This is a genomic window from Streptomyces sp. DF42 (assembly GCF_058267695.1).
Genome location: NZ_CM177859.1, coordinates 2,224,017 through 2,244,375 on the forward strand (window position 1 = coordinate 2,224,017; position 20,359 = coordinate 2,244,375).

General features: G+C 73.1%; 16 protein-coding genes. 12 read left to right on the forward strand and 4 right to left on the reverse strand.

All coding sequences use genetic code 11. From position 1 onward, the window contains the following. The first annotated feature begins 265 nt into the window (after positions 1-265). The 7 genes from ACYUED_RS10150 to cobI are packed head-to-tail and all read left to right on the forward strand — an operon-like array spanning position 266 to position 11,194. Positions 266-1,207 (forward strand): cobalamin biosynthesis protein, encoded by a 942-nt coding sequence (locus ACYUED_RS10150; protein ID WP_491291941.1) that lies wholly within the window; start codon positions 266-268, stop codon positions 1,205-1,207. Then, entirely contained in the window at positions 1,204-2,754 is a 1,551-nt protein-coding gene (locus tag ACYUED_RS10155) for a cobyric acid synthase (protein ID WP_491291942.1), read from the forward strand. Before ACYUED_RS10150 ends, ACYUED_RS10155 begins: the two co-directional genes overlap by 4 nt. Further along, positions 2,751-6,404, forward strand: coding sequence for a cobaltochelatase subunit CobN (gene cobN, locus ACYUED_RS10160; protein ID WP_491291943.1), 3,654 nt, complete (start codon positions 2,751-2,753; stop codon positions 6,402-6,404). The genes ACYUED_RS10155 and cobN overlap by 4 nt, the downstream gene beginning before the upstream one ends. Next, a complete protein-coding gene (locus ACYUED_RS10165) occupies positions 6,401-8,407 on the forward strand; it encodes a putative cobaltochelatase (RefSeq protein WP_491291944.1) in 2,007 nt (668 codons plus the stop codon). The genes cobN and ACYUED_RS10165 overlap by 4 nt, the downstream gene beginning before the upstream one ends. After that, a complete protein-coding gene (gene cobO / locus ACYUED_RS10170; RefSeq protein ID WP_491291945.1) occupies positions 8,407-9,006 on the forward strand; it encodes a cob(I)yrinic acid a,c-diamide adenosyltransferase in 600 nt (199 codons plus the stop codon). Before ACYUED_RS10165 ends, cobO begins: the two co-directional genes overlap by 1 nt. Next, a complete protein-coding gene (locus ACYUED_RS10175; protein ID WP_491291946.1) occupies positions 9,000-10,445 on the forward strand; it encodes a cobyrinic acid a,c-diamide synthase CobB in 1,446 nt (481 codons plus the stop codon). Before cobO ends, ACYUED_RS10175 begins: the two co-directional genes overlap by 7 nt. Then, a complete protein-coding gene (gene cobI, locus ACYUED_RS10180; RefSeq protein WP_491291947.1) occupies positions 10,430-11,194 on the forward strand; it encodes a precorrin-2 C(20)-methyltransferase in 765 nt (254 codons plus the stop codon). Before ACYUED_RS10175 ends, cobI begins: the two co-directional genes overlap by 16 nt. A 20-nt stretch (positions 11,195-11,214) precedes the next feature. Here cobI and ACYUED_RS10185 read toward each other — a convergent pair whose 3' ends face one another. Further along, entirely contained in the window at positions 11,215-11,943 is a 729-nt protein-coding gene (locus ACYUED_RS10185; RefSeq protein ID WP_491291948.1) for a ZIP family metal transporter, read from the reverse strand. A 96-nt stretch (positions 11,944-12,039) separates the two neighbouring features. Here ACYUED_RS10185 and cobM point away from each other — a divergent pair, with 96 nt between their 5' ends. From cobM to cobC, 5 genes are all read left to right on the forward strand, one after another. Continuing rightward, the gene (gene cobM, locus ACYUED_RS10190) at positions 12,040-12,858 is read left to right on the forward strand and encodes a precorrin-4 C(11)-methyltransferase (protein ID WP_491291949.1); all 819 of its coding nucleotides are present in this window, start codon (positions 12,040-12,042) and stop codon (positions 12,856-12,858) included. Beyond that, positions 12,855-14,096, forward strand: coding sequence for a precorrin-6y C5,15-methyltransferase (decarboxylating) subunit CbiE (gene cbiE / locus ACYUED_RS10195; protein ID WP_491291950.1), 1,242 nt, complete (start codon positions 12,855-12,857; stop codon positions 14,094-14,096). Before cobM ends, cbiE begins: the two co-directional genes overlap by 4 nt. Continuing rightward, positions 14,093-15,826 carry a precorrin-3B C(17)-methyltransferase gene (gene cobJ, locus ACYUED_RS10200; protein ID WP_491291951.1) on the forward strand — a complete coding sequence of 578 codons (1,734 nt, stop codon included), beginning with the start codon at positions 14,093-14,095 and terminating at the stop codon, positions 15,824-15,826. Before cbiE ends, cobJ begins: the two co-directional genes overlap by 4 nt. Before the next feature lie 115 nt (positions 15,827-15,941). Next, positions 15,942-16,868, forward strand: a complete 927-nt coding sequence (locus tag ACYUED_RS10205; protein WP_491291952.1) for a sirohydrochlorin chelatase — start codon at positions 15,942-15,944, stop codon at positions 16,866-16,868. Next, entirely contained in the window at positions 16,858-17,931 is a 1,074-nt protein-coding gene (cobC, locus tag ACYUED_RS10210; protein ID WP_491291953.1) for an Rv2231c family histidinol phosphate aminotransferase CobC, read from the forward strand. Before ACYUED_RS10205 ends, cobC begins: the two co-directional genes overlap by 11 nt. Positions 17,932-17,946: 15 nt before the next feature. Here the strand turns inward: cobC and ACYUED_RS10215 are convergent, their stop codons facing one another. The 3 genes from ACYUED_RS10215 to ACYUED_RS10225 form a co-directional block, all read right to left on the reverse strand. Then, positions 17,947-18,216: an LAETG motif-containing sortase-dependent surface protein gene (locus ACYUED_RS10215; RefSeq protein ID WP_491291954.1), complete on the reverse strand. Its 270-nt coding sequence runs from the start codon at positions 18,214-18,216 to the stop codon at positions 17,947-17,949. Continuing rightward, the gene (locus tag ACYUED_RS10220; protein ID WP_491291955.1) at positions 18,140-19,045 is read right to left on the reverse strand and encodes an SCO1860 family LAETG-anchored protein; all 906 of its coding nucleotides are present in this window, start codon (positions 19,043-19,045) and stop codon (positions 18,140-18,142) included. The genes ACYUED_RS10215 and ACYUED_RS10220 overlap by 77 nt, the downstream gene beginning before the upstream one ends. Before the next feature lie 211 nt (positions 19,046-19,256). Beyond that, a complete protein-coding gene (locus ACYUED_RS10225; RefSeq protein ID WP_491291956.1) occupies positions 19,257-20,357 on the reverse strand; it encodes an amidohydrolase family protein in 1,101 nt (366 codons plus the stop codon). Between the last annotated feature and the right edge of the window lie 2 nt (positions 20,358-20,359).

The following is a 20,359-nucleotide window of genomic DNA, read 5'->3' on the forward strand; positions in this document are numbered from 1 at the left end:
GCGGCTGCCGTTTGAGAGGCACCGACCCAGTGCCGCGACAGGCGACGTTCGCCCCGTCGCGACGCCCGGCACACTCCCCCACCGCCTCAAGGGCGTGGGAGGTGCCCCCACTCACCGCACCGGCCGAAAGCCCGAGTACGTCCCGTACGAGGACTTCCGGCCGACATGCCGAGAGCACGCACCGGACGCCGCTCGTCGACGGGCAGACGTTGCCTGCCGCGGCACTGGCCCGAGCCCTACCCGACCCGGCGATCGGCTGAGCCCCGTGCGTGCCGACCGCGTCTTCGCGTACGGCGCCGCCGCCGGCCTTCTCGGTGACCTTCTGCTCGGCGATCCGCGCCGTGGGCATCCGGTCGCCGCGTTCGGGCGGGCCGCCGGTGCCGTGGAACGGGTGTTGTGGCGTGACCACCGCGGGTGGGGCGCGTTGCATGCCCTCGTGTGCGCCGGTGGAGCCGTCGGGATCGGGGCGGTCGCCGTCTCCGCCGTACGACGCTCCCCCGCCGCCTCCGTCGCGGTGACCGCCACCGCCACATGGGCCGTCGTCGGGGGGACTTCACTCGCTCGTGAGGCCCGGAGCATCGGGCGCGCGCTGGAGTCGGGTGACGTCGAGGCCGCCAGGGCCCGGCTGCCGCACCTGTGCGGGCGGGATCCGCAGGCTCTGGACGCCGACGGGATCGCGCGGGCCGTCGTCGAGTCCGTCGCGGAGAACACCTCCGACGCGGTGGTGGGCGCCCTGGTGTGGGGGGCCGTCGGCGGGGTGCCGGGGCTGCTCGGGTTCCGGGCCGTCAACACCCTGGACGCCATGGTCGGGCACAGGTCGCCCACGTACCGGCGCTACGGGTGGGCTTCCGCGCGGCTGGACGACGTGGCGGGCTGGCCGGGGGCCAGACTGACCGCCGTACTGGCGACGGTCGCCGGCGGTGACCCGCGTGGTGCGGTACGGGCCTGGCGTGCCGACGCCGGCGCCCATCCGAGCCCCAACGCCGGTCCCGTGGAGGCCTCGTTCGCCGGGGCGCTCGGGGTACGACTCGGCGGGACCCTGTCGTACGGGGGGCGGGTGGAGCACCGGCCGGTCCTGAACCGGGAAGGCCGCGCCGTCGCCGTGCCCGACATCGAGCGGGCCGTACGGCTCTCGCGGCGCGTCGGAATGCTCGCGCTCGGCGTCAGTGTCGCCGCGCGCCTCATGGTGAAGGGACTCGGGAAATGAGCGGTGGTCTACTCGTCGCCGGTACCACCTCCGACGCCGGCAAGAGCGTCGTCACCGCCGGGATCTGTCGTTGGCTGGTGCGGCAGGGCGTCAAGGTCGCGCCCTTCAAGGCGCAGAACATGTCGCTCAACTCGTTCGTCACCCGGGAGGGCGCCGAGATCGGGCGGGCTCAGGCCATGCAGGCGCAGGCCTGCCGGATCGAGCCCACCGCGCTCATGAATCCCGTGCTGCTCAAGCCCGGTGGAGAGCAGAGCAGTCAGGTCGTGCTGATGGGCAAGCCGGTCGGCGAGCTCAGCGCGCGGGGGTACCACGGGGGGCGGCAGCAGAAACTGCTCGGGACCGTTCTCGACTGCCTCGCCGAGTTGCGGGGCACGTATGACGCCGTGATCTGTGAGGGGGCGGGTTCTCCCGCCGAGATCAACCTGCGGCGTACCGACATCGTGAACATGGGGATCGCCCGGAACGCACGGCTTCCCGTGCTCGTGGTCGGGGACATCGACCGCGGCGGCGTCTTCGCCTCCTTCTTCGGGACCGTCGCACTCCTGTCGCCCGAGGACCAGGAACTCGTCGCCGGGTTCCTCGTCAACAAGTTCCGGGGAGACGTCAGCCTCCTGGAGCCCGGGCTCCACATGCTGCACGGCCTCACCGGGCGGCAAACCTACGGCGTCCTGCCCTTCCGGCACGGTCTCGGCATCGACGAGGAGGACGGGCTGCGGCCCGCTTTCAGACCGAACACAGCCCTGCGGGGGACCGTGCGCGAGTCGGACGTCGCGCCGCCCGTCGGCGAGGACGTGCTGCGCGTCGCCGTCTGCGCGGTCCCCCTCATGTCCAACTTCACCGACGTGGACGCGCTGGCCGCCGAACCGGGTGTCGTCGTGCGGTTCGTGGACCGGCCCGAGGAGCTGGCCGACGCCGACCTCGTCATCGTTCCGGGAACCCGGGGCACGGTGAAGGCCCTGGAGTGGCTGCGGGAACGCGGCCTTGCGGACGTCCTGGTACGAAGGGCGATCGAGCAACGGCCCGTCCTCGGCATCTGCGGTGGCTACCAGATCCTCGGCGAGCACATCGAGGACGAGGTCGAGAGCCGGCGCGGACACGTCGAGGGCCTCGGAGTCCTGCCCGTGCGGGTGCGGTTCGCCCGCGAGAAGACACTCACCCGGCCGGTGGGCCAGGCCCTCGGCGAGCCGGTCGAGGGGTACGAGATCCATCACGGGGTCGCCGAGGTCACCGGCGGAGAAGCGTTCATCTCCGATGGCGGCGGACGCAGCCTGGACGGCTGCCGGGTCGGCCGGACCTGGGGCACGCACTGGCACGGTTCGCTGGAGTCGGACGGGTTCCGGCGGGCCTTCCTGCGTGAGGTGGCGGCCGCCGCGGGCCGCCGCTTCGTGCCGGCGCCCGACACCTCGTTCGCCGCGCTGCGCGAGGAGCAGCTCGACCGGCTCGGCGACCTGATCGAACAGCACGCGGACACGGACGCACTGTGGCGGCTCATCGAGTCGGGCGCGCCGCAAGGACTGCCTTTCATTCCACCGGGAGCACCCGCATGAGCACAGTGTTGTTGTTGTCGACCGCCGACACGGACCTGCTGGCGGCCCGGGCCGCCTCCGGTGCCGACTACCGGATCGGCAACCCGACCCGCGTGGACGTGGCGGAGGAACTGCCCGGGCTGCTCGACGGCGCGGACATCGCCGTCGTACGGCTGCTCGGCGGGAAGCGGGCCTGGGAGGACGGGCTCGCCGCGCTCAGGGCGTCCGGCGTACCGACCGTGCTGCTCGGCGGAGAGACCGTGCCGGACGCGGAGTTGATGGCCGAGTCGTCGGTGCCCGCCGGTGTGGTCGCCGAGGCGCTCAAGTACCTCGTGGAGGGCGGGCCCGCCAACCTCGTCGAGCTGGCCCGGTTCCTGTCCGACACCGTGCTGCTGACCGGTGAGGGTTTCCTCGAACCGCAGAAGATGCCCGAACACGGCGTCCACGGCGAGCGGGAGTTCACCGAGGGCCGGCCGACCGTCGGCGTGCTCTTCTACCGGGCCCATGAACTGAGCGGCAACACCTCCTTCGTGGACACCCTGTGCGACGCGATCGAGGCGCGTGGCGCCAACGCCCTTCCCGTGTACTGCGGTTCGCTGCGCGGCGCGGACCCGGCGCTGTACGAGACCCTCGCGAAGGCCGACACCCTGGTGGCCACCGTCCTGGCCGCGGGTGGCACGCACGCCTCCCACGCCTCGGCCGGCGGCGACGAGGAGGCATGGGACATCGGCGCGCTCGCCGACCTCGACGTCCCTGTCCTGCAGGGCCTGTGCCTCACCTCCTCGCGGGACGCCTGGGACGAGTCGGACGCCGCGCTGTCCCCGATGGACGCGGCGATGCAGGTCGCGATCCCGGAGTTCGACGGGCGCCTCGTCACCGTTCCGTTCTCCTTCAAGGAGCAGGGACCCGACGACGTGCCCGTGTACGTCGCCGACCCGGAGCGGGCCGCGCGGGTCGCCGGAATCGCCGTACGGCACGCAGAGTTGAGGCACAAGCCGAACGCGGACAAGAAGCTGGCGCTCGTCTTCACCGCCTACCCGACCAAGCACTCGCGCGTCGGCAACGCGGTCGGCCTGGACACGCCCGCGTCGGCGGTCCGGGTGCTGGACGCCCTGAAGGACGCCGGGTACGGGGTCACCGCATACCCGGCGGGCGGCGACGAGTTGATCCACCGGCTCATCGCGGCCGGCGGTCACGACGTGGAGTGGCTGACCGAGGAGCAGCTGGCCTCCGCGCCCGCCCGCGTGCCGCTCGCGGACTACCAGGCGTGGTTCGACAAGCTCGACCCCGAGCTGCGAAACGGGATGCTGGAGGCGTGGGGCGAGCCGCCGGGTTCCCTCTACGTCGACGGGGACGACATCGTGCTGGCGTCCCTCCGGTTCGGGAACGTCGTCGTGATGATCCAGCCGCCGCGCGGCTTCGGTGAGAACCCGATCGCGATCTACCACGACCCCGACATGCCGCCCTCGCACCACTACATGGCGGCCTACCGCTGGCTGGAGAACAGCTTCGGCGCCGACGCGATCGTCCACATGGGCAAGCACGGCACGATGGAGTGGCTGCCGGGCAAGGGGCTCGGGCTCTCACGCGGGTGCGGGCCGGACGCCGTGCTCGGCGAACTGCCGCTGATCTACCCCTTCATCGTCAACGACCCCGGCGAGGGCACCCAGGCCAAGCGGCGCGGGCACGCCACGGTCGTCGACCACCTCGTACCGCCGATGGCCCGTGCGGACACCTATGGCGACCTGGCCAAGCTGGAGCAGCTGCTCGACGAGTACGCGCTGGTCTCCGACCTGGACCCGACGAAGGCGCCTGCCGTGCGGGCCCAGATCTGGACGCTGGTCAAGGCGGCCGAGCTGCACCACGACCTGCACGTGGACGAGCAGCCGGAGGACGGCGACTTCGACGAGTTCGTCATGCACATCGACGGCTATCTGTGCGAGATCAAGGACGTGCAGATCAGGGACGGTCTGCACATTCTCGGCGGCGGACCGGTCGGTGAGCCGCGCGTCAATCTGGTACTCGCCGTGCTGCGTGCCTCGCAGGTGTGGGGCGGGCAGGCGAACGCGCTGCCGGGGCTCAGGGCTTCGCTCGCGGCTCATTTCGGGCTGGTCGAGAAGGAGTTGCTCGCCGAGCCGGGTGCGCCGGTGAAGGTTCCGGTGGAGCTGAGTGACCTCGTCGAGGGGCCGTCCCGTACGGCCGCCGACGCCATCGACCTGCTGGAGCAGCTGTGCCGGCGGATCGCGGAGGGGATGGAGGAGAGGGAGTGGGCCGTCACCGAGAGCCGCGCCCTCGCACGTGACGTCCTGGGCACCGAACTCCCGGACGCCGTCGCGGTGTTGGAGTTCGCCTGCACCGAGGTCGTGCCCCGACTGGCGCGGACGACCGACGAGATCGGCCACATCCTCAAGGCCCTCGACGGCGGATACGTTCCCGCCGGCCCCTCCGGCTCCCCCACCCGCGGGCTGGTCAACGTCCTGCCGACCGGCCGGAACTTCTACTCCGTCGACCCCAAGGCCATCCCCTCCAGGCTGAGTTGGGAGGTCGGCCAGTCCCTCGCCGACTCCCTCGTCCAGCGGTATCTGCAGGACACGGGCGACTATCCGAAGTCCGTCGGCCTGACGGTCTGGGGCACGTCCGCGATGCGCACGCAGGGCGACGACATCGCCGAGATCCTGGCGCTGCTGGGCTGCCGGCCGGTGTGGGACGACGCCTCGCGCAGGGTGACCGGGTTCGAGGTCGTCGGCCTGGCGGAGCTCGGTCGCCCGCGCATCGACGTCACCGTCCGTATCTCCGGCTTCTTCCGGGACGCGTTCCCGCACGTCGTCGGGCTGATCGACGACGCCGTCCGCGCGGTCGCCGACCTGGACGAGCCCGCCGACCGCAACTTCGTGCGGGCCCACGCCGACGAGGACACGGCCGAGCACGGCGACCGGCGGCGCGCGACCGCCCGGGTCTTCGGCTCCAAGCCGGGGGCCTACGGGGCGGGGCTGCTGCCGCTGATCGACGCCCGCAACTGGCGCAGCGACGCCGACCTCGCCGAGGTGTACGCGGTGTGGGGCGGTTACGCCTACGGGCGCGGGCTCGACGGGCGGGCGGCGCGCGGGGACATGGAGACCGCGTTCAGGCGGATCGCCGTCGCCGCCAAGAACGTCGACACCCGCGAGCACGATCTCGTCGACGCCGACGACTACTTCCAGTACCACGGCGGCATGGTCGCCATGGTGCGGCATCTGACGGGCGAGAGTCCCGAGGCGTACGTCGGTGACTCCGCCACCCCGGACCAGGTGAAGACCCGGACCCTGGGCGAGGAGACCCATCGCGTCTTCCGCGCCCGCGTGGTCAACCCGCGCTGGATGGCGGCGATGCGGCGGCACGGCTACAAGGGCGCCTTCGAGATGGCGGCGACCGTCGACTACCTCTTCGGCTACGACGCCACGGCCGGCGTCGTGGACGACTGGATGTACGAGAAACTCAGCGCCGAGTACGTCTTCGCCCCGGAGAACCGGGAGTTCATGAAGAAGTCCAACCCGTGGGCGCTGCGCGGGATCACCGAGCGCCTGCTGGAGGCCGCGGACCGCGGACTGTGGGCCGAGCCGGACGCGCAGACGCTGGAGCAGCTGCGCGCCACGTACCTGGAGCTGGAAGGCGACTTGGAGGGCGACCAGTGACCACCCCCTTTCCCTTTACGGCCGTGGTCGGCCAGGACGACCTGCGGCTCGCGCTGCTGCTGAACGCCGTGTCGCCGGCCGTGGGCGGTGTGCTGGTGCGCGGCGAGAAGGGCACCGCCAAGTCGACGGCCGTACGCGCGCTTTCGGCGCTGCTGCCCAAGGTCGCGGTCGTCCCCGGGTGCCGTTTCTCCTGCGACCCCGCGCAGCCGGACCCGGAATGCCCGGACGGGCCGCACGAGGCCGGGTCCGGCACTCAACGGCCCGCGCGGATGGTCGAGTTGCCCGTCGGCGCCTCCGAGGACCGGCTCGTCGGCGCCCTCGACATCGAGCGGGCGCTGGCCGAGGGTGTCAAGGCCTTCGAGCCCGGCCTGCTCGCGGACGCACACCGCGGGATCCTCTACGTCGACGAGGTCAATCTCCTTCATGACCACCTCGTCGACCTGCTGCTGGACGCGGCCGCGATGGGCGCCTCCTATGTCGAACGCGAGGGTGTCTCCGTCCGGCACGCCGCCCGTTTCCTTCTCGTCGGCACCATGAACCCCGAGGAGGGCGAGCTGCGGCCGCAGCTGCTCGACCGGTTCGGGCTGACCGTCGAGGTCGCGGCGTCCCGGGAGCCGGACCAGCGGGTGGAGGTCGTACGGCGCAGGCTGGCCTACGACGACGAGCCGGCCGCGTTCGTGGCCCGTTGGGCGGACGAGGAGACCTCTGTACGTCAACGGATCGTCGCCGCACGGGAGTTGCTGCCGTCGGTGCGGCTGGGCGACGGGGCGCTGCGGCAGATCGCGGCGACGTGTGCCGCCTTCGAGGTGGACGGCATGCGGGCCGACATCGTGATGGCCCGTACCGCGACCGCGCTGGCGGCGTGGGCCGGGCGGACCGAGGTGCTCGCCGAGGACGTGCGGCAGGCGGCGCTGCTCGCGCTGCCGCACCGGCGGCGGCGTAATCCCTTTGACGCTCCGGGACTTGACGAGGACAAGCTCGACGAGACGCTGGAGGAGTTCGGGGAGCCCGAGGACGACGATCCGGGGCCGGACGGGCCCGGTGGCGGGGGTGGCGGGCAGCCGCCCTCCGAGTCGGACGGTCCGCAGGGTGGTGACACCGGCGCCCGGCCCGAGCCCGGGGAGGGCGGCGAGCCGCAGGCCTCGGGAGCGGCCGAGCAGTCCGCCGTACGCGCCGCCGAGCCGTTCCGCACCAAGGTGCTGAGTGTGCCCGGGATCGGTGAGGGCGCGTCCGGGCGGCGTTCGCGGGCGCGGACGGAGCACGGCCGGACGACGGGGGCCCGACGGCCCCGGGGCGCGCTCACCAAACTGCACCTGGCGGCGACCGTGCAGGCCGCCGCGCCGCATCAGCGGGCGCGCGGGCGCTCGGGGCGAGGGCTGGTCGTGCGGCGGGACGATCTGCGGCAGGCGACCCGGGAGGGGCGCGAGGGGAACCTCGTGCTGTTCGTGGTCGACGCCTCCGGGTCGATGGCGGCCCGGCAGCGGATGAGTGCCGTGAAGGGCGCCGTGCTCTCGCTGCTGCTGGATGCGTATCAGCGGCGGGACAAGGTGGGGCTGGTGACGTTTCGGGGGGCGGCCGCCGATGTCGCGCTGCCGCCTACGTCGTCCGTGGATGCGGCGGCCGTCCGGCTGGAGACGTTGCCGACCGGTGGTCGTACGCCTCTCGCGGCCGGGCTGCTGAAGGCGCACGACGTGCTTCGGGTGGAGCGGTTGCGGGATCCGGCGAGGCGGCCGCTGGTCGTGGTGGTCACCGACGGGCGGGCCACGGGCGGCCCTGAGCCGGTCGCGCTCGCCGGGCGGGCGGCCCGGCTGTTCGCGGCCGAGGGGGTCGCCTCCGTGGTCGTCGACTGCGAGTCGGGTCCCGTGCGGCTGGGGCTGGCCGGTCGGCTCGCCGGGGATCTCGGCGGTACGGCGGTGACGCTCGACGCGTTGCGGGCGGACTCGATCGCCGGTCTGGTGAGGGATGTACAGGGCACGCAGGGGACTTCGAGGAGGGCCGCGTAATGCCGCAGGGGCAGCCGAGTGTGGTGCCGGACGACGGACTGACTACTCGTCAGCGACGTAACCGGCCGCTGGTCGTCGTGCACACGGGCATCGGGAAGGGCAAGTCCACGGCCGCCTTCGGGCTGGCGCTGCGGGCCTGGAACCAGGGGTGGCCGATCGGGGTGTTCCAGTTCGTCAAGTCGGCCAAGTGGAAGGTCGGCGAGGAGAACGCGCTGCGCGTGCTCGGCGCCTCCGGCGAGGGCGGGAGCGTCGACTGGCACAAGATGGGCGAGGGGTGGTCCTGGGTTCAGCGGGACTCCCAGATGGACAACGAGGAGAAGGCCCGGGAGGGCTGGGAGCAGGTCAAGCGGGACCTCGCCGCCGAGACCTACAAGCTGTATGTGCTCGACGAGTTCGCGTACCCGATGCACTGGGGGTGGGTGGACACCGACGAGGTCGTGGAGGTGCTGCGGGAGCGGCCGGGGACCCAGCACGTGGTCATCACCGGGCGGAACGCGCCCGAGAAGCTCGTCGGGTTCGCCGACCTCGTGACCGACATGTCCAAGGTCAAGCACCCGATGGACGAGGGCCAGAAGGGTCAGAGGGGCATCGAGTGGTAACTGCTGTGCCCCGGCTGGTCATTGCCGCGCCGACGTCCGGCAGCGGCAAGACCACCGTCGCCACGGGTCTGATGGCCGCGCTCGCCGCGCGGGGGCTCGCCGTGTCCGCGCACAAGGTGGGCCCCGACTACATCGATCCCGGGTATCACGCGCTCGCCACCGGGCGGGTGGGGCGGAACCTCGACGCGTACCTGTGCGGGCCGGAGCTGGTCGGGCCGTTGTTCCTGCACGGGGCCCGCGGGTGTGACATCGCCGTCGTCGAGGGTGTGATGGGGATGTTCGACGGGGCCGCGGGGGAAGGTGAACTGGCGTCCACCGCTCATGTGGCGAAGCTGCTCGGGGCGCCGGTGGTGCTGGTCGTCGACGCCTCGTCGCAGTCCCGGTCCGTGGCGGCGCTGGTGCACGGGTTCGCGTCCTGGGACCCCGAGGTGCGGGTCGGGGGTGTGATCCTCAACAAGGTCGCGTCCGACCGGCACGAGGAGTTGCTGCGGGAGGCGTTGGAGTCGGCCGGAGTGCCCGTGCTGGGGGTGCTGCGACGGGTCGCGCAGGTGGATACGCCTTCTCGGCATCTGGGGTTGGTGCCGGTCGCCGAGCGGGGTGCTGCCGCTGTGGAGGCTGTGGCTGCCATGGCGGGGCAGGTGTCCGACGGGTGCGATCTGGAGGCGCTGGTGGGGCTGGCGCGGAGTGCGGGTGCGTTGTCGTGTGCCGGCTGGGATGCGGCGGAGGCAGTGGCAGGGGTTTCCTCGCCCCCGCCGCCCCTTCCCGTCCCGTCCCCGGGGGCCGCCGCCCCCAGCCCCCCGCTTCGGCCCGAAGTGCCTCGTCCTCAAACGCCGCACGGGCTCAGGATTGCCGTTGCCGGTGGGGCAGCGTTCACGTTTTCCTATGCCGAGCATGCTGAGCTGCTGGCTGCCGCCGGTGCCGAGGTCGTCGTCTTCGATCCGCTGCGGGACGAGCAACTGCCCGACGGCACGAGCGGGTTGGTCATCGGGGGTGGATTCCCCGAGGTGTACGCCGCTGAGCTGTCCGCCAACGAACCCCTGCGCAAGGCCGTCGCGGACCTCGCGGCGAGCGGCGCTCCCGTCGCCGCCGAGTGTGCCGGGCTGCTGTATCTGTGCCGGGAGATCGACGGGCTGCCCATGTGCGGGGTGCTCGATGCCGGCGCGCGGATGTCCGAGCGGCTCACCCTCGGGTACCGGGATGCCGTCGCCGTGAGCGACAGTGTGCTGGCCGCCGCCGGGACCCGGATGCGGGGGCACGAGTTTCATCGGACGGTCGTCGAGCCCGGGGCGGGGGCGGCCCCCGCATGGGGCGTGCGCTCCCCGGCGCCGCGCGTCGAAGGTTTCGTACAACAAGGTGTGCACGCGAGTTATGTGCACACGCACTGGGCGTCCGAGCCCGGTGTCGCCCGTCGGTTCGTGGAGAGGTGCCGGACGTCATGAGCAGCAGCAGGCTGATCGGGGTCGGAGTGGGTCCCGGGGATCCGGAGCTGGTGACCGTCAAGGGTGTCGGCGCCCTCCGGGCGGCCGATGTCGTCGTCGTACCCGTGATGGCCGCGCCGGACGGGAAGGACGGCGGGGAGCGCGGGCGGGCCGAGGCCACCGTGCTGCACTACGTGCCGGAGGAGAAGGTCGTCCGGGTCGTGTTCGCCCTCAACGAGCGCAGCGACCGGGCGCGGCGGGAGGCCGCCTGGGACGCGGCCGGGGAGCGGGTCGCCGGACTGCTGCGGGAGCGCGGCACCGTCGCCTTCGCCACCATCGGCGATCCCAACGTGTACTCGACCTTCACCTATCTCGCGCTGACCATCGCCGAACTGGTGCCGGGGACCGTGGTGGAGACCGTTCCCGGGATCACCGCGATGCAGGACCTGGCGGCGCGGTCGGGCGCTGTGCTCACCGAGGGCACCGAGCCGCTCACCCTGGTGCCCGTCACCGCCGGGGCGGCCGTGCTCAAGGACGCGCTCAGCGGGCCCGGCACCGTCGTCGCCTACAAGTTCGGGCGGCAGGCCGGCGAGGTCGTCGAGGCGCTGCGCGAGACCGGGCGGCTCGCCGACGCGGTGTGGGGGTCGGCGCTGGGGCTGGACTCCGAGTCGATCCGGCCGGCCGCCGAGCTCGACGGCGCCCCGCTGCCGTACCTGTCCACGCTCATCGCGCCCGCGCGGCGTGACGGCGGGCGGGGCGGCAAGTTGTGAGACTCGGCGAAGGGCCCGTCTCAGCTCGCGATGCCCACCACCAGCCAGATGAACAGCACGCCCGCCACCGTGCACAGCAGGGTCGAGCGGGCGGGGTGCTCGTGGTGCGCCTCGGGCAGGATCTCGGCCGCGGCGAGATAGAGGAGTACGCCGCCGAAGAGACCCAGATAGCCGCCGAGCAGGCCCGCCGGGATGGTGACGAACGCGGTCGAGGCCGCGCCGACGACCGGTGCCGCCGCGTCCGCGAACAGCATCGTGAGCGCCTTGCGGCGGGCGTTGCCGTACAGGCTCGTGATCGTGTACGTGTTGAAGCCGTCCGCGAAGTCGTGGGCGACCACTGCCAGCGCGACCGCCGTGCCCATGCCTTCGCCGACCTGGAAGGCCGCGCCGATCGCCACGCCGTCCATGGCGCTGTGCCCGACCATCGCCGCGGCCGCGGTCAGGCCCACCTCGGGCGCCCGGCCGTTGGTCTCCTCGCCGCCGTGGGAGGCCTGGCGGGCGGCCAGCAGCCGTTCCACCAGATGGGCCAGCAGGAATCCGGCCACGAACAGGAGCAGGGCCGCCGGGACGCCGAAGACCTGGCCGCCCGCCGTCTTGAGCGCCTCCGGCAACAGGTCCAGGCCGACCACACCGAGCATCAGACCACCGGCCAGGCCGAGGACCAGATGGCGACGGTCGGTCACCCGCTGTGCCGTCCACCCGCCGGCCAGCGTCATCAGGAACGCGCCGAGCGCGACGAAGACCGCCATGTGCCCTTGCTATCCGATCAACCCCCGTTCGCGCACATCCGGCAGCCGCTCCGGCGCCACCGTTAAGACCTTTTGTACGAGAGAGGACCGATTTCCATGGCCGATGCCCCCACCGGCAAGGTGACCTTCGTCGGTGCCGGCCCCGGCGCCGCCGACCTGCTGACGTTCCGTGCCGCGCGCGCCATCGCCGAGGCCGACGTGGTGATCTGGGCCGCGAGCCTGGTCCAGGCGGAGGTCCTCGAGCACGCGCGCGAGGGCGCGGAGATCCTCGACTCGGCGACGATGTCGCTGGAGGACGTCGTCGCCGTCTACGAGCGGGCCCGGGACGAGGGCCTGCGCGTCGCTCGCATTCACTCCGGTGATCCGGCCCTGTGGGGCGGTACGCAGGAGCAGCTCGACCGGTGTGCGCGGATCGGCATCGGGACGGAGGTCGTGCCGGGGGTGTCCGCGTTCTCGGCCGTCGCCGCCCTCGCGCAGCGCGAGCTGACCATTCCCGAGGTCGCGCAGTCCGTGGTCCTCACCCGGCTCGGCGGCGGCAAGACGCCCATGCCGCCCGGGGAGGAGGTGCGGGAGTTCGCCAAGCACGGCACGACCATGGCGATCTTCCTGTCCGCCGCCCGCAGCGGGCAGCTGGTGCGGGAGCTGCTGGAGGGCGGCTATCCGACGACCACGCCGGTCGTCGTCGCCTACCAGGCGACCTGGCCGGAGGAGCTGGTGGTGCGCTGCACGATCGCGACGCTGGAGGAGACGGTCAAGGAGCACAAGCTCTGGAAGCACACCCTCTTCCTGGTCGGGCCGGCGCTGGGCGCCGAGGGCACGCGCTCGCACCTGTACCACCCCGGTCACTTCCACGGCTATCGCAAGGCCGACCCGGAGGCCCGCAAGGCCCTGCGCTCGCGGGGTGCCAGTACGTGATCACGGTGGTCGGTACGGGGACGGGCGCGCCGGTTCCGCTCGATGCGGTGGCGGGGGCCGAGCTCGTCGTGGGCGGGCGACGGCACCTGGACGCCGTACGGCTGCCCGAGACCGCCGAGCGCATCGTGCTCGGGCCGCTCGCGCCCGCCCTGGACGCCATGGAGGAGTACCTCGGCAAAGGCCGGCGCGTGGTCGTGCTGGCCTCCGGGGACCCCGGGTTCTTCGGGATCGTGCGGGCGCTGGCCGAACGCTTCGGTGCGCGGCGCCTCGACGTGCGGCCCGGTGTCTCCTCCGTCGCCACCGCCTTCGCCCGGCTGGGGCTGACCTGGGACGACGCGGTCGTCGTCAGCGCGCACGGGCGGGATCCGCGCACGGCCGTCAACGTGTGCCGGGCGCACCCGAAGGTCGCCGTGCTGACCGGTCCCGGTGCCGGTCCGGCGGAACTCGGCGCCGCGCTCGCCCGCACGGCGCCAGGGCGGGTCCTCGTCGTCGCCTCCGCGCTCGGCTCTCAGGAGGAGAGCCTGGAGCGGGTCTCCCCCGCCGAGGCCGCGGGCCGCGACTGGGGTACGGCGGTGAGTGTCGTCCTGTGCCTGGACGAGACGCGGGTGCTCGGCCCCGTACGGACGCTCGCGGGCGCGGCCGCCCTGCCGCCTGCCGGGTGGGCGCTGGACGAGGGCGACTTCGCGCACCGCGACTCGATGATCACCAAGTTCGAGGTGCGGGCGCTGGCCCTGGCGCGGCTCGGGCCGCGCCCCGGCGACCTGGTCTGGGACGTCGGCTCCGGCTCGGGATCCGTGGCCGTGGAGTGCGCGCGGCTGGGCGCCGCGGTCAGCGCGGTCGAGAAGGCCCCGGACGGGGTGGAGCGGATCCGCGCCAACGCGGATGCGCACGGTGTCGACGTGCACGTGGTGCACGGGGAGGCGCCCGCGGCGTTGTCCCGACTCGACGATCCCGACGCGGTGTTCGTCGGGGGCGGCGGGCGCGAGCTGCCCGGGATCGTCGGCGCGTGCGCGCGGCGGGCCCGGCGGACGGTCGTGGTCGCCCTGGCCGCACTGGACCGGGTGCCCGCGGTGCGCGCCGCGCTCACCGGCGCCGGTTTCGACTGCGACGGGGTGCTGTTGCAGTCGTCCCGGCTCGCACCACTGCCGGGGGACGTGTCCCGGCTGGCGGCGACCAATCCCGTTTTCCTGTTGTGGGGTGCACGAACCCCCGTCTCTCATGAAGGAGTTGCTCTGTGATCGGCCTCATTTCCGCCACCGTGGCGGGGGCGGCGGCACGCGACCGGCTGGCCGCGGCATGGCCGGACCGCACGCGTGTGTACGAGGGTCCCGTCAAGGACGCCGTACGGACCGCGTTCGAGCAGTGCGAGCAGCTCGTGTGTTTCCTGGCGACCGGGGCCGTCGTACGGCTCGTGGCGCCCCTGCTGGGCGACAAGGCGTCCGACCCGGGTGTGGTGTGCGTCGACGAGGGCGGGCGGTTCGCCGTGTCGCTGCTGGGTGGGCACGGGGGCGGCGCCAATGAACTCGCCCTGGAGGTGGGCGGGTTGCTGGGTGCCGAGCCGGTGGTGACCACGGCGACGGACGCCGTCGGCATCCCCGGCCTGGACACGCTCGGTCTTCCCCTGGAGGGCGACGTCGCCGGTGTGACGCGGGCCCTGCTGGACGGTGAGCCGGTCGCGCTGGACGCCGAGGTGGCGTGGCCGCTGCCGCCGTTGCCGTTCGCGGCGCGGGGCACGCACACCGTCCGGCTCACGGATCGCGCGGTCGAACCGGCCGACGGTGAGGTGCTGCTGCGTCCGCCGTCCCTCGTCGTCGGCGTCGGCGCGTCCAGGGGCGCCCCGGCCGACGAGGTGCTCGCTCTGGTCGAGGACGCGTTGCGGGACGCGGGACTGTCGCCTCGCAGCGTCGCCTGGCTCGCCACCGTGGACGCCAAGCGCGAGGAGCCCGGCATCGTCGAGGCGGCCGCACGGCTCGGGGTGCCCGTGATGACGTACTCCGCCCAGGAGTTGACGGGGGTCGAGGTCCCCAACCCCTCCGACGCGCCCCTCTCGGCCGTCGGCACCCCCTCCGTCGCCGAGGCCGCCGCGCTCGTACGGGGCGGCGAACTCCTCGTCCCCAAGCGGAAGTCGGCACGCGCGGACGGGCACGCCTCGATGGCGACCTGCGCCGTCGTACGACGTCCCGCGCGCGGCCGGCTCGCCGTCGTCGGACTCGGCCCCGGCGCCCGCGATCTGCTCACCCCGCGCGCCACGGCCGAACTGCGGCGCGCCTCCGTGCTCGTGGGCCTCGACCAGTACGTCGACCAGATCCGCGACCTGCTGCGGCCCGGCACCCGGATCCTGGAGTCCGGGCTGGGCGCCGAGGAGGAACGGGCGCGGACCGCGGTGGCCGAGGCCCGGACCGGGCAGGCCGTCGCGCTGATCGGCAGCGGCGACGCCGGCGTGTACGCGATGGCCTCGCCCGCGCTCGCCGAGGCCTCCGACGACATCGACGTGATCGGCGTGCCGGGCGTCACCGCCGCGCTCGCGGCCGGCGCGATCCTCGGCGCACCGCTCGGCCACGACCACGTCTCGATCAGCCTTTCCGACCTGCACACACCGTGGGAGGTCATCGAGCGGCGGGTCCGCGCGGCGGCCGAGGCGGACCTCGTGGTCACCTTCTACAACCCCCGTTCCCGGGGCCGGGACTGGCAGTTGCCGAAGGCGCTGGCGATCCTCGCCGAGCACCGGGAGCCGACGACTCCGGTCGGTGTCGTACGCAACGCGTCCCGGCCGGACGAGTCCAGCCGGGTCACGTCCCTGGTCTCCCTCGACCCGGCGACGGTCGACATGATGACGGTGGTGACCGTGGGCAACACGGCGACCCGTGAGATCGCGGGCCGCATGGTGACCCCGCGCGGCTACCGCTGGCAGGACACCTCGTCGACGAGCGGCCCCGCCGCGGGGCAGGGGCAGGGAGACGTTCGGTGAACCGTGTGCTCCCGCCGGTCCGGCGGCCCTCCCGGGTCGTCCGGCGCCACCCCGTTTCCCCACCCGAGTCAGTGCCCGCAGAGCAGTCCGCCACCGTACATCCCGAGGAGACATCGTGACCACCCCGCCGCCCGCCCTGCTCATCGCCGGTCATGGCACCCGGGACGAGGCCGGAGCCGAGGCGTTCCGCGACTTCGTACGGCAGCTGGGAGCCCGCCACCCCGAACTGCCCGTCGCGGGCGGCTTCATCGAGCTGTCTCCGCCGCCGCTGGGCGAGGCGGTCACCGAGCTGGTGGAGCGGGGGGTACGGCGTTTCGCCGCCGTGCCGCTGATGCTGGTGTCCGCCGGGCACGCCAAGGGGGACATCCCGGCGGCGCTGTCCCGCGAGAAGGAGCGGCACGCGGGGATCTCGTACACCTACGGGCGTCCGCTGGGCCCGCACCCCTCACTGCTCGCGGTCCTGGAGCGGCGGCTGGACGAGGCGCTCGGCTCCACCGTGCGCTCGCCCGAGGACCGCGCCGACGTGACCGTGCTGCTGGTCGGGCGCGGATCCACCGACCCCGATGCCAACGCCGAGGTGCACAAGGCGGCGCGGCTGCTGTGGGAGGGGCGCGGGTACGCGGGTGTGGAGACGGCGTTCGTGTCACTGGCGGCACCCGACGTGCCCAGCGGCCTGGACCGGTGCGTCAAGCTGGGCGCCCGGCGGATCGTGGTCCTCCCGTACTTCCTCTTCACCGGCATCCTGCCGGACCGGGTGAAGCAGCAGACCGAGGGCTGGGCGGCCGCGCACCCGGAGGTCGAGGTGGGCTCGGCGGACGTCATCGGCCCGGAGCCGGAGCTGCTCGATCTGGTGATGGAGCGGTACGAGGAGGCCGTGAAGGGTGATCTGCGGATGAACTGCGACTCGTGCGTGTACCGCATCGCGCTGCCGGGCTTCGAGGACAAGGTCGGTCTGCCGCAGCAGCCGCACTTCCACCCGGACGACGACGGTCACCATCACCACCACGGGCACCACCACGGCGGACACGCCCATGCGCACTGAGGACGGCGCCGGGCCCGACCTGCGCCACCACGGGGACGCCGAGGTCCGTGACGACGGTTCCGCGCTGGTCGACCTGGCGGTGAACGTCCGCGCGGACACACCGCCGGCCTGGCTGCGCGAGCGCATCGCCCGTTCACTCGGCTCGCTCGCTGCCTATCCGGACGGGCGAGCCGCGCGGGCCGCGGTGGCGGCACGGCACGGGCTCGTCGTGGAGCGGGTGCTGCTGACGGCAGGTGCGGCCGAGGCCTTCGTGCTGCTGGCCCGGGCGTTGAAGGTGCGCCGGCCCGTGGTGGTCCACCCCCAGTTCACGGAGCCGGAGGCGGCGCTGCGGGACGCGGGCCACTCCGTGCACCGGGTCCTGCTGCGGGCGGAGGACGGCTTCCGGCTGGACCCTGCGGCCGTCCCCGACGACGCGGACCTGGTGCTGATCGGCAACCCGACGAACCCCACCTCCGTCCTCCACTCCGCCTCGGTCATCACCCGACTCGCCCGCCCTGGGCGCACGTTGGTGGTCGACGAGGCGTTCATGGACGCGGTGCCTGGTGAGCGGGAGGCGCTGGCCGGCCGGACGGATGTGCCGGGTCTGGTGGTCCTGCGCAGCCTGACCAAGACGTGGGGGCTGGCGGGACTTCGGATCGGCTACGTCCTCGCCGCCCCCGACACGATCGCCGACCTGGAGCGCGCCCAGCCCCTGTGGCCGGTGTCCACGCCCGCGCTGGCGGCCGCCGAGGCCTGCGTGGGCCCGCAGGCACTGGCGGAGGCGGCCCACGCGGCGCACCGCATCGCCAGGGACCGGGCCCATCTGGTCGCCGGACTGCGGGAGTTCGGATCGGACGGGCTGCGGGTCGCCGAACCGGCCGAGGGCCCCTTCGTCCTCGTACGGCTGCCCAGGGCAACGGCCGTACGCCGGCATCTGCGGGACCTGGGCTTCGCCGTGCGGCGAGGTGACACGTTCCCGGGGCTGGGCGAGGAGTGGCTGCGGCTGGCGGTGCGGGACCGGGCGACGGTCAACTCCTTTCTGCAGGCACTCGACCGGGCGCTGACGCTGGCGTCGCATCACTGACCCACCGGGGCCGGTTCAGCTCCGGCCGCGACGCGCCGGCACCACCGCTCCCCCACCCGCGACGAGCAGAGCGACCGCACCGCCCACGACATACGGCGCCATGGAACCACCCCCGGTCTCGGCAAGACCCGCCTCCTCACCCGGCGCACCCCGCACCCCGACACCACCGGAGGGATCGCAGCACATCACTGACCCACCGAGGCCCGGTTCAGCTCCGGCCGCGACGCGCCAGCGCCACCGCTCCCCCACCCGCGACGAGCAGAGCGACCGCACCGCCCACGACATACGGCGCCATGGAACCACCCCCGGTCTCGGCAAGACCCGCCTCCTCACCCGGCGCACCCTGCACCCCGACACCACCGGAGGGATCCGCGCCCGGCTTCCCCGCCGCCGCGGCCGGTGCCTCGCAGGTCGCCTTCGCCAGGGTCAGCGTGCCCTCGACGTCGGCCACGTTGAGCTTCAACGGGTTGACGGAGACCTTGAGTTCGAGTGCGGTGGCGGCCGCCGTGCGCGACGTGGTCTCCGTCTTCGACAGGTCGAGGCGTACCTCGCCGACGCCGGGCACCTTGACGTCCGTGGTGCCGCCGGTCGTCAAAGTGACCTTCTTGCCCAGGACGGTCACCGAGCCGAGCAGGTTCGAGGAGGCCACCGGCCTCTTCCCGGGCACGCAGGTCGCCTTGGAGGTGACCTTCTCGATGTCGATGAGGGACAGCAGCGGCAGGCCGGGGACATGGAGGCTGGCGTGGGCGAGGTCGGTCGAGCCCTCGGCCGCGGCGGAGGTGACGGACGCCTTCGCCGTCGCCACCTTCGCGGCCAGCACGTTGAAGGGCTTTCCGCCGTCCACGCCGTCCAGCGTGGCGGTCAGCGCCGTCTTTTCGGCGCTCCGCGGCGCCTCGACCTGGTTGAGGGAGACCGCGAGCGGGACGTTCACGGCTTTGTTGAGCAGGGACACATCGAGCCCGGTGCGCAGGACCACGGCACTGGCGCGCCCCTGGTCGCCGGTCGCCTGCGCGGAAGCCGCGCCGGCCAGGGCCGCGGGACCGGCGGCGAGGGCCGTGGCCGCCGCGACGGTGACGAGACGGCGTGCGGGCAGCGGGAAGTTCTTGCCGTTCAAGGCGGGGACCCCTCGGAGGAGATGTGCTCGGGACCCGCCAAGAATTACGCACGACGAGTGAACAGACGGCATTCCGGCGCCACTTCACCCCATCGTGCGTTCCCCGTGAACATTTTCGAATCCCACGGCACAAGCGTTCCACGCATTCACCGCCGCACCGCCTTCTGTCCGAATACGACGGTTGACCTATCGGCGCGCACGCCGGCGCGTGTCACGTCAACCCGCCGACGACCCGCCCGTTCAGCACGACCCGCCGCGGCGCCGCCAACACCCGTACGTCGGCCCGTGGATCGTCCTCGTAGACGACGAGGTCGGCCGGTGCGCCCTCCTCCAGCCCCGGCCGCCCGAGCCACTTCCGCGCGCCCCAAGTCGTCGCCGACAGCGCCTCGACGGGCGGGATGCCGGCGGCGACCAGCTCCGCCACCTCGCCGGCCACCAGGCCGTGGGCGAGGTGACCGCCGGCGTCGGTGCCGACGTACACCGGGATCCCCGCGTCGTAGGCGCCCCGCACGGTGTCGTAGCGGCGCTCGTGCAGCCGTCGCATATGGGCCGACCACTGCGGGAACCTGGCCTCGCCGCCGTCCGCGAGCCGCGGGAAGGTCGCGATGTTGACGAGGGTGGGGACGATCGCGACGCCGCGTTCGGCGAAGAGCGGGATGAGGTCGTCCGTCAGGCCGGTCGCGTGCTCGATGCAGTCGATGCCGGCCTCGACCAGATCTCGCAGGGAGTTCTCGGCGAAGCAGTGCGCGGTGACGCGGGCGCCCAGGCGGTGGGCCTCGGCGATGGCCGCCTCCACCGCGTCCCGCGGCCAGCTGGGGGCCAGATCGCCGAGGTCGCGGTCGATCCAGTCGCCGACCAGCTTCACCCAGCCGTCGCCGCGGCGGGCCTCCCGTGCGACGTACGCGACCAGGTCCTCCGGCTCGATCTCCCAGGCGTAGCCCCGCATGTAGCGGCGGGTACGGGCGATGTGGCGGCCCGCCCTGATGATCTTCGGGAGGTCCTCGCGGTCGTCGACCCACCGGGTGTCCGAGGGCGACCCCGCGTCCCGGATGAGCAGGGTGCCCGCCTCGCGGTCGGTCAGCGCCTGTTTCTCGGCCACGTCCTGCTCGACCGGGCCGTGCGGGCCGAGGCCCACGTGGCAGTGCGCGTCGACCAGGCCGGGCAGGGCCCAGCCCTCGACGGTACGGATGTCGCGGGCGCCGACGGGACGGTCGTAGGAGATCCGGCCGCCGACGACCCACAGTTCGTCACGGACGTCGTCGGGCCCGGCCAGGACCCGGCCCTTCACGTGCAGCACCGCGTGATCGCTCATGG

What these genes read in the sequence shown, in the direction of transcription:
- ACYUED_RS10155 (WP_491291942.1), top strand. Translation starts at nt 1,204, where the DNA reads ATGAGCGGTGGTCTACTCGTCGCCGGTACCACCTCCGACGCCGGCAAG.
- cobN (WP_491291943.1), top strand. Translation starts at nt 2,751, where the DNA reads ATGAGCACAGTGTTGTTGTTGTCGACCGCCGACACGGACCTGCTGGCG.
- cobO (WP_491291945.1), top strand. Translation starts at nt 8,407, where the DNA reads ATGCCGCAGGGGCAGCCGAGTGTGGTGCCGGACGACGGACTGACTACT.
- ACYUED_RS10185 (WP_491291948.1), bottom strand. Translation starts at nt 11,943, where the DNA reads ATGGCGGTCTTCGTCGCGCTCGGCGCGTTCCTGATGACGCTGGCCGGC.
- cobM (WP_491291949.1), top strand. Translation starts at nt 12,040, where the DNA reads ATGGCCGATGCCCCCACCGGCAAGGTGACCTTCGTCGGTGCCGGCCCC.
- cobC (WP_491291953.1), top strand. Translation starts at nt 16,858, where the DNA reads ATGCGCACTGAGGACGGCGCCGGGCCCGACCTGCGCCACCACGGGGAC.
- ACYUED_RS10215 (WP_491291954.1), bottom strand. Translation starts at nt 18,216, where the DNA reads ATGTCGTGGGCGGTGCGGTCGCTCTGCTCGTCGCGGGTGGGGGAGCGG.
- ACYUED_RS10225 (WP_491291956.1), bottom strand. Translation starts at nt 20,357, where the DNA reads ATGAGCGATCACGCGGTGCTGCACGTGAAGGGCCGGGTCCTGGCCGGG.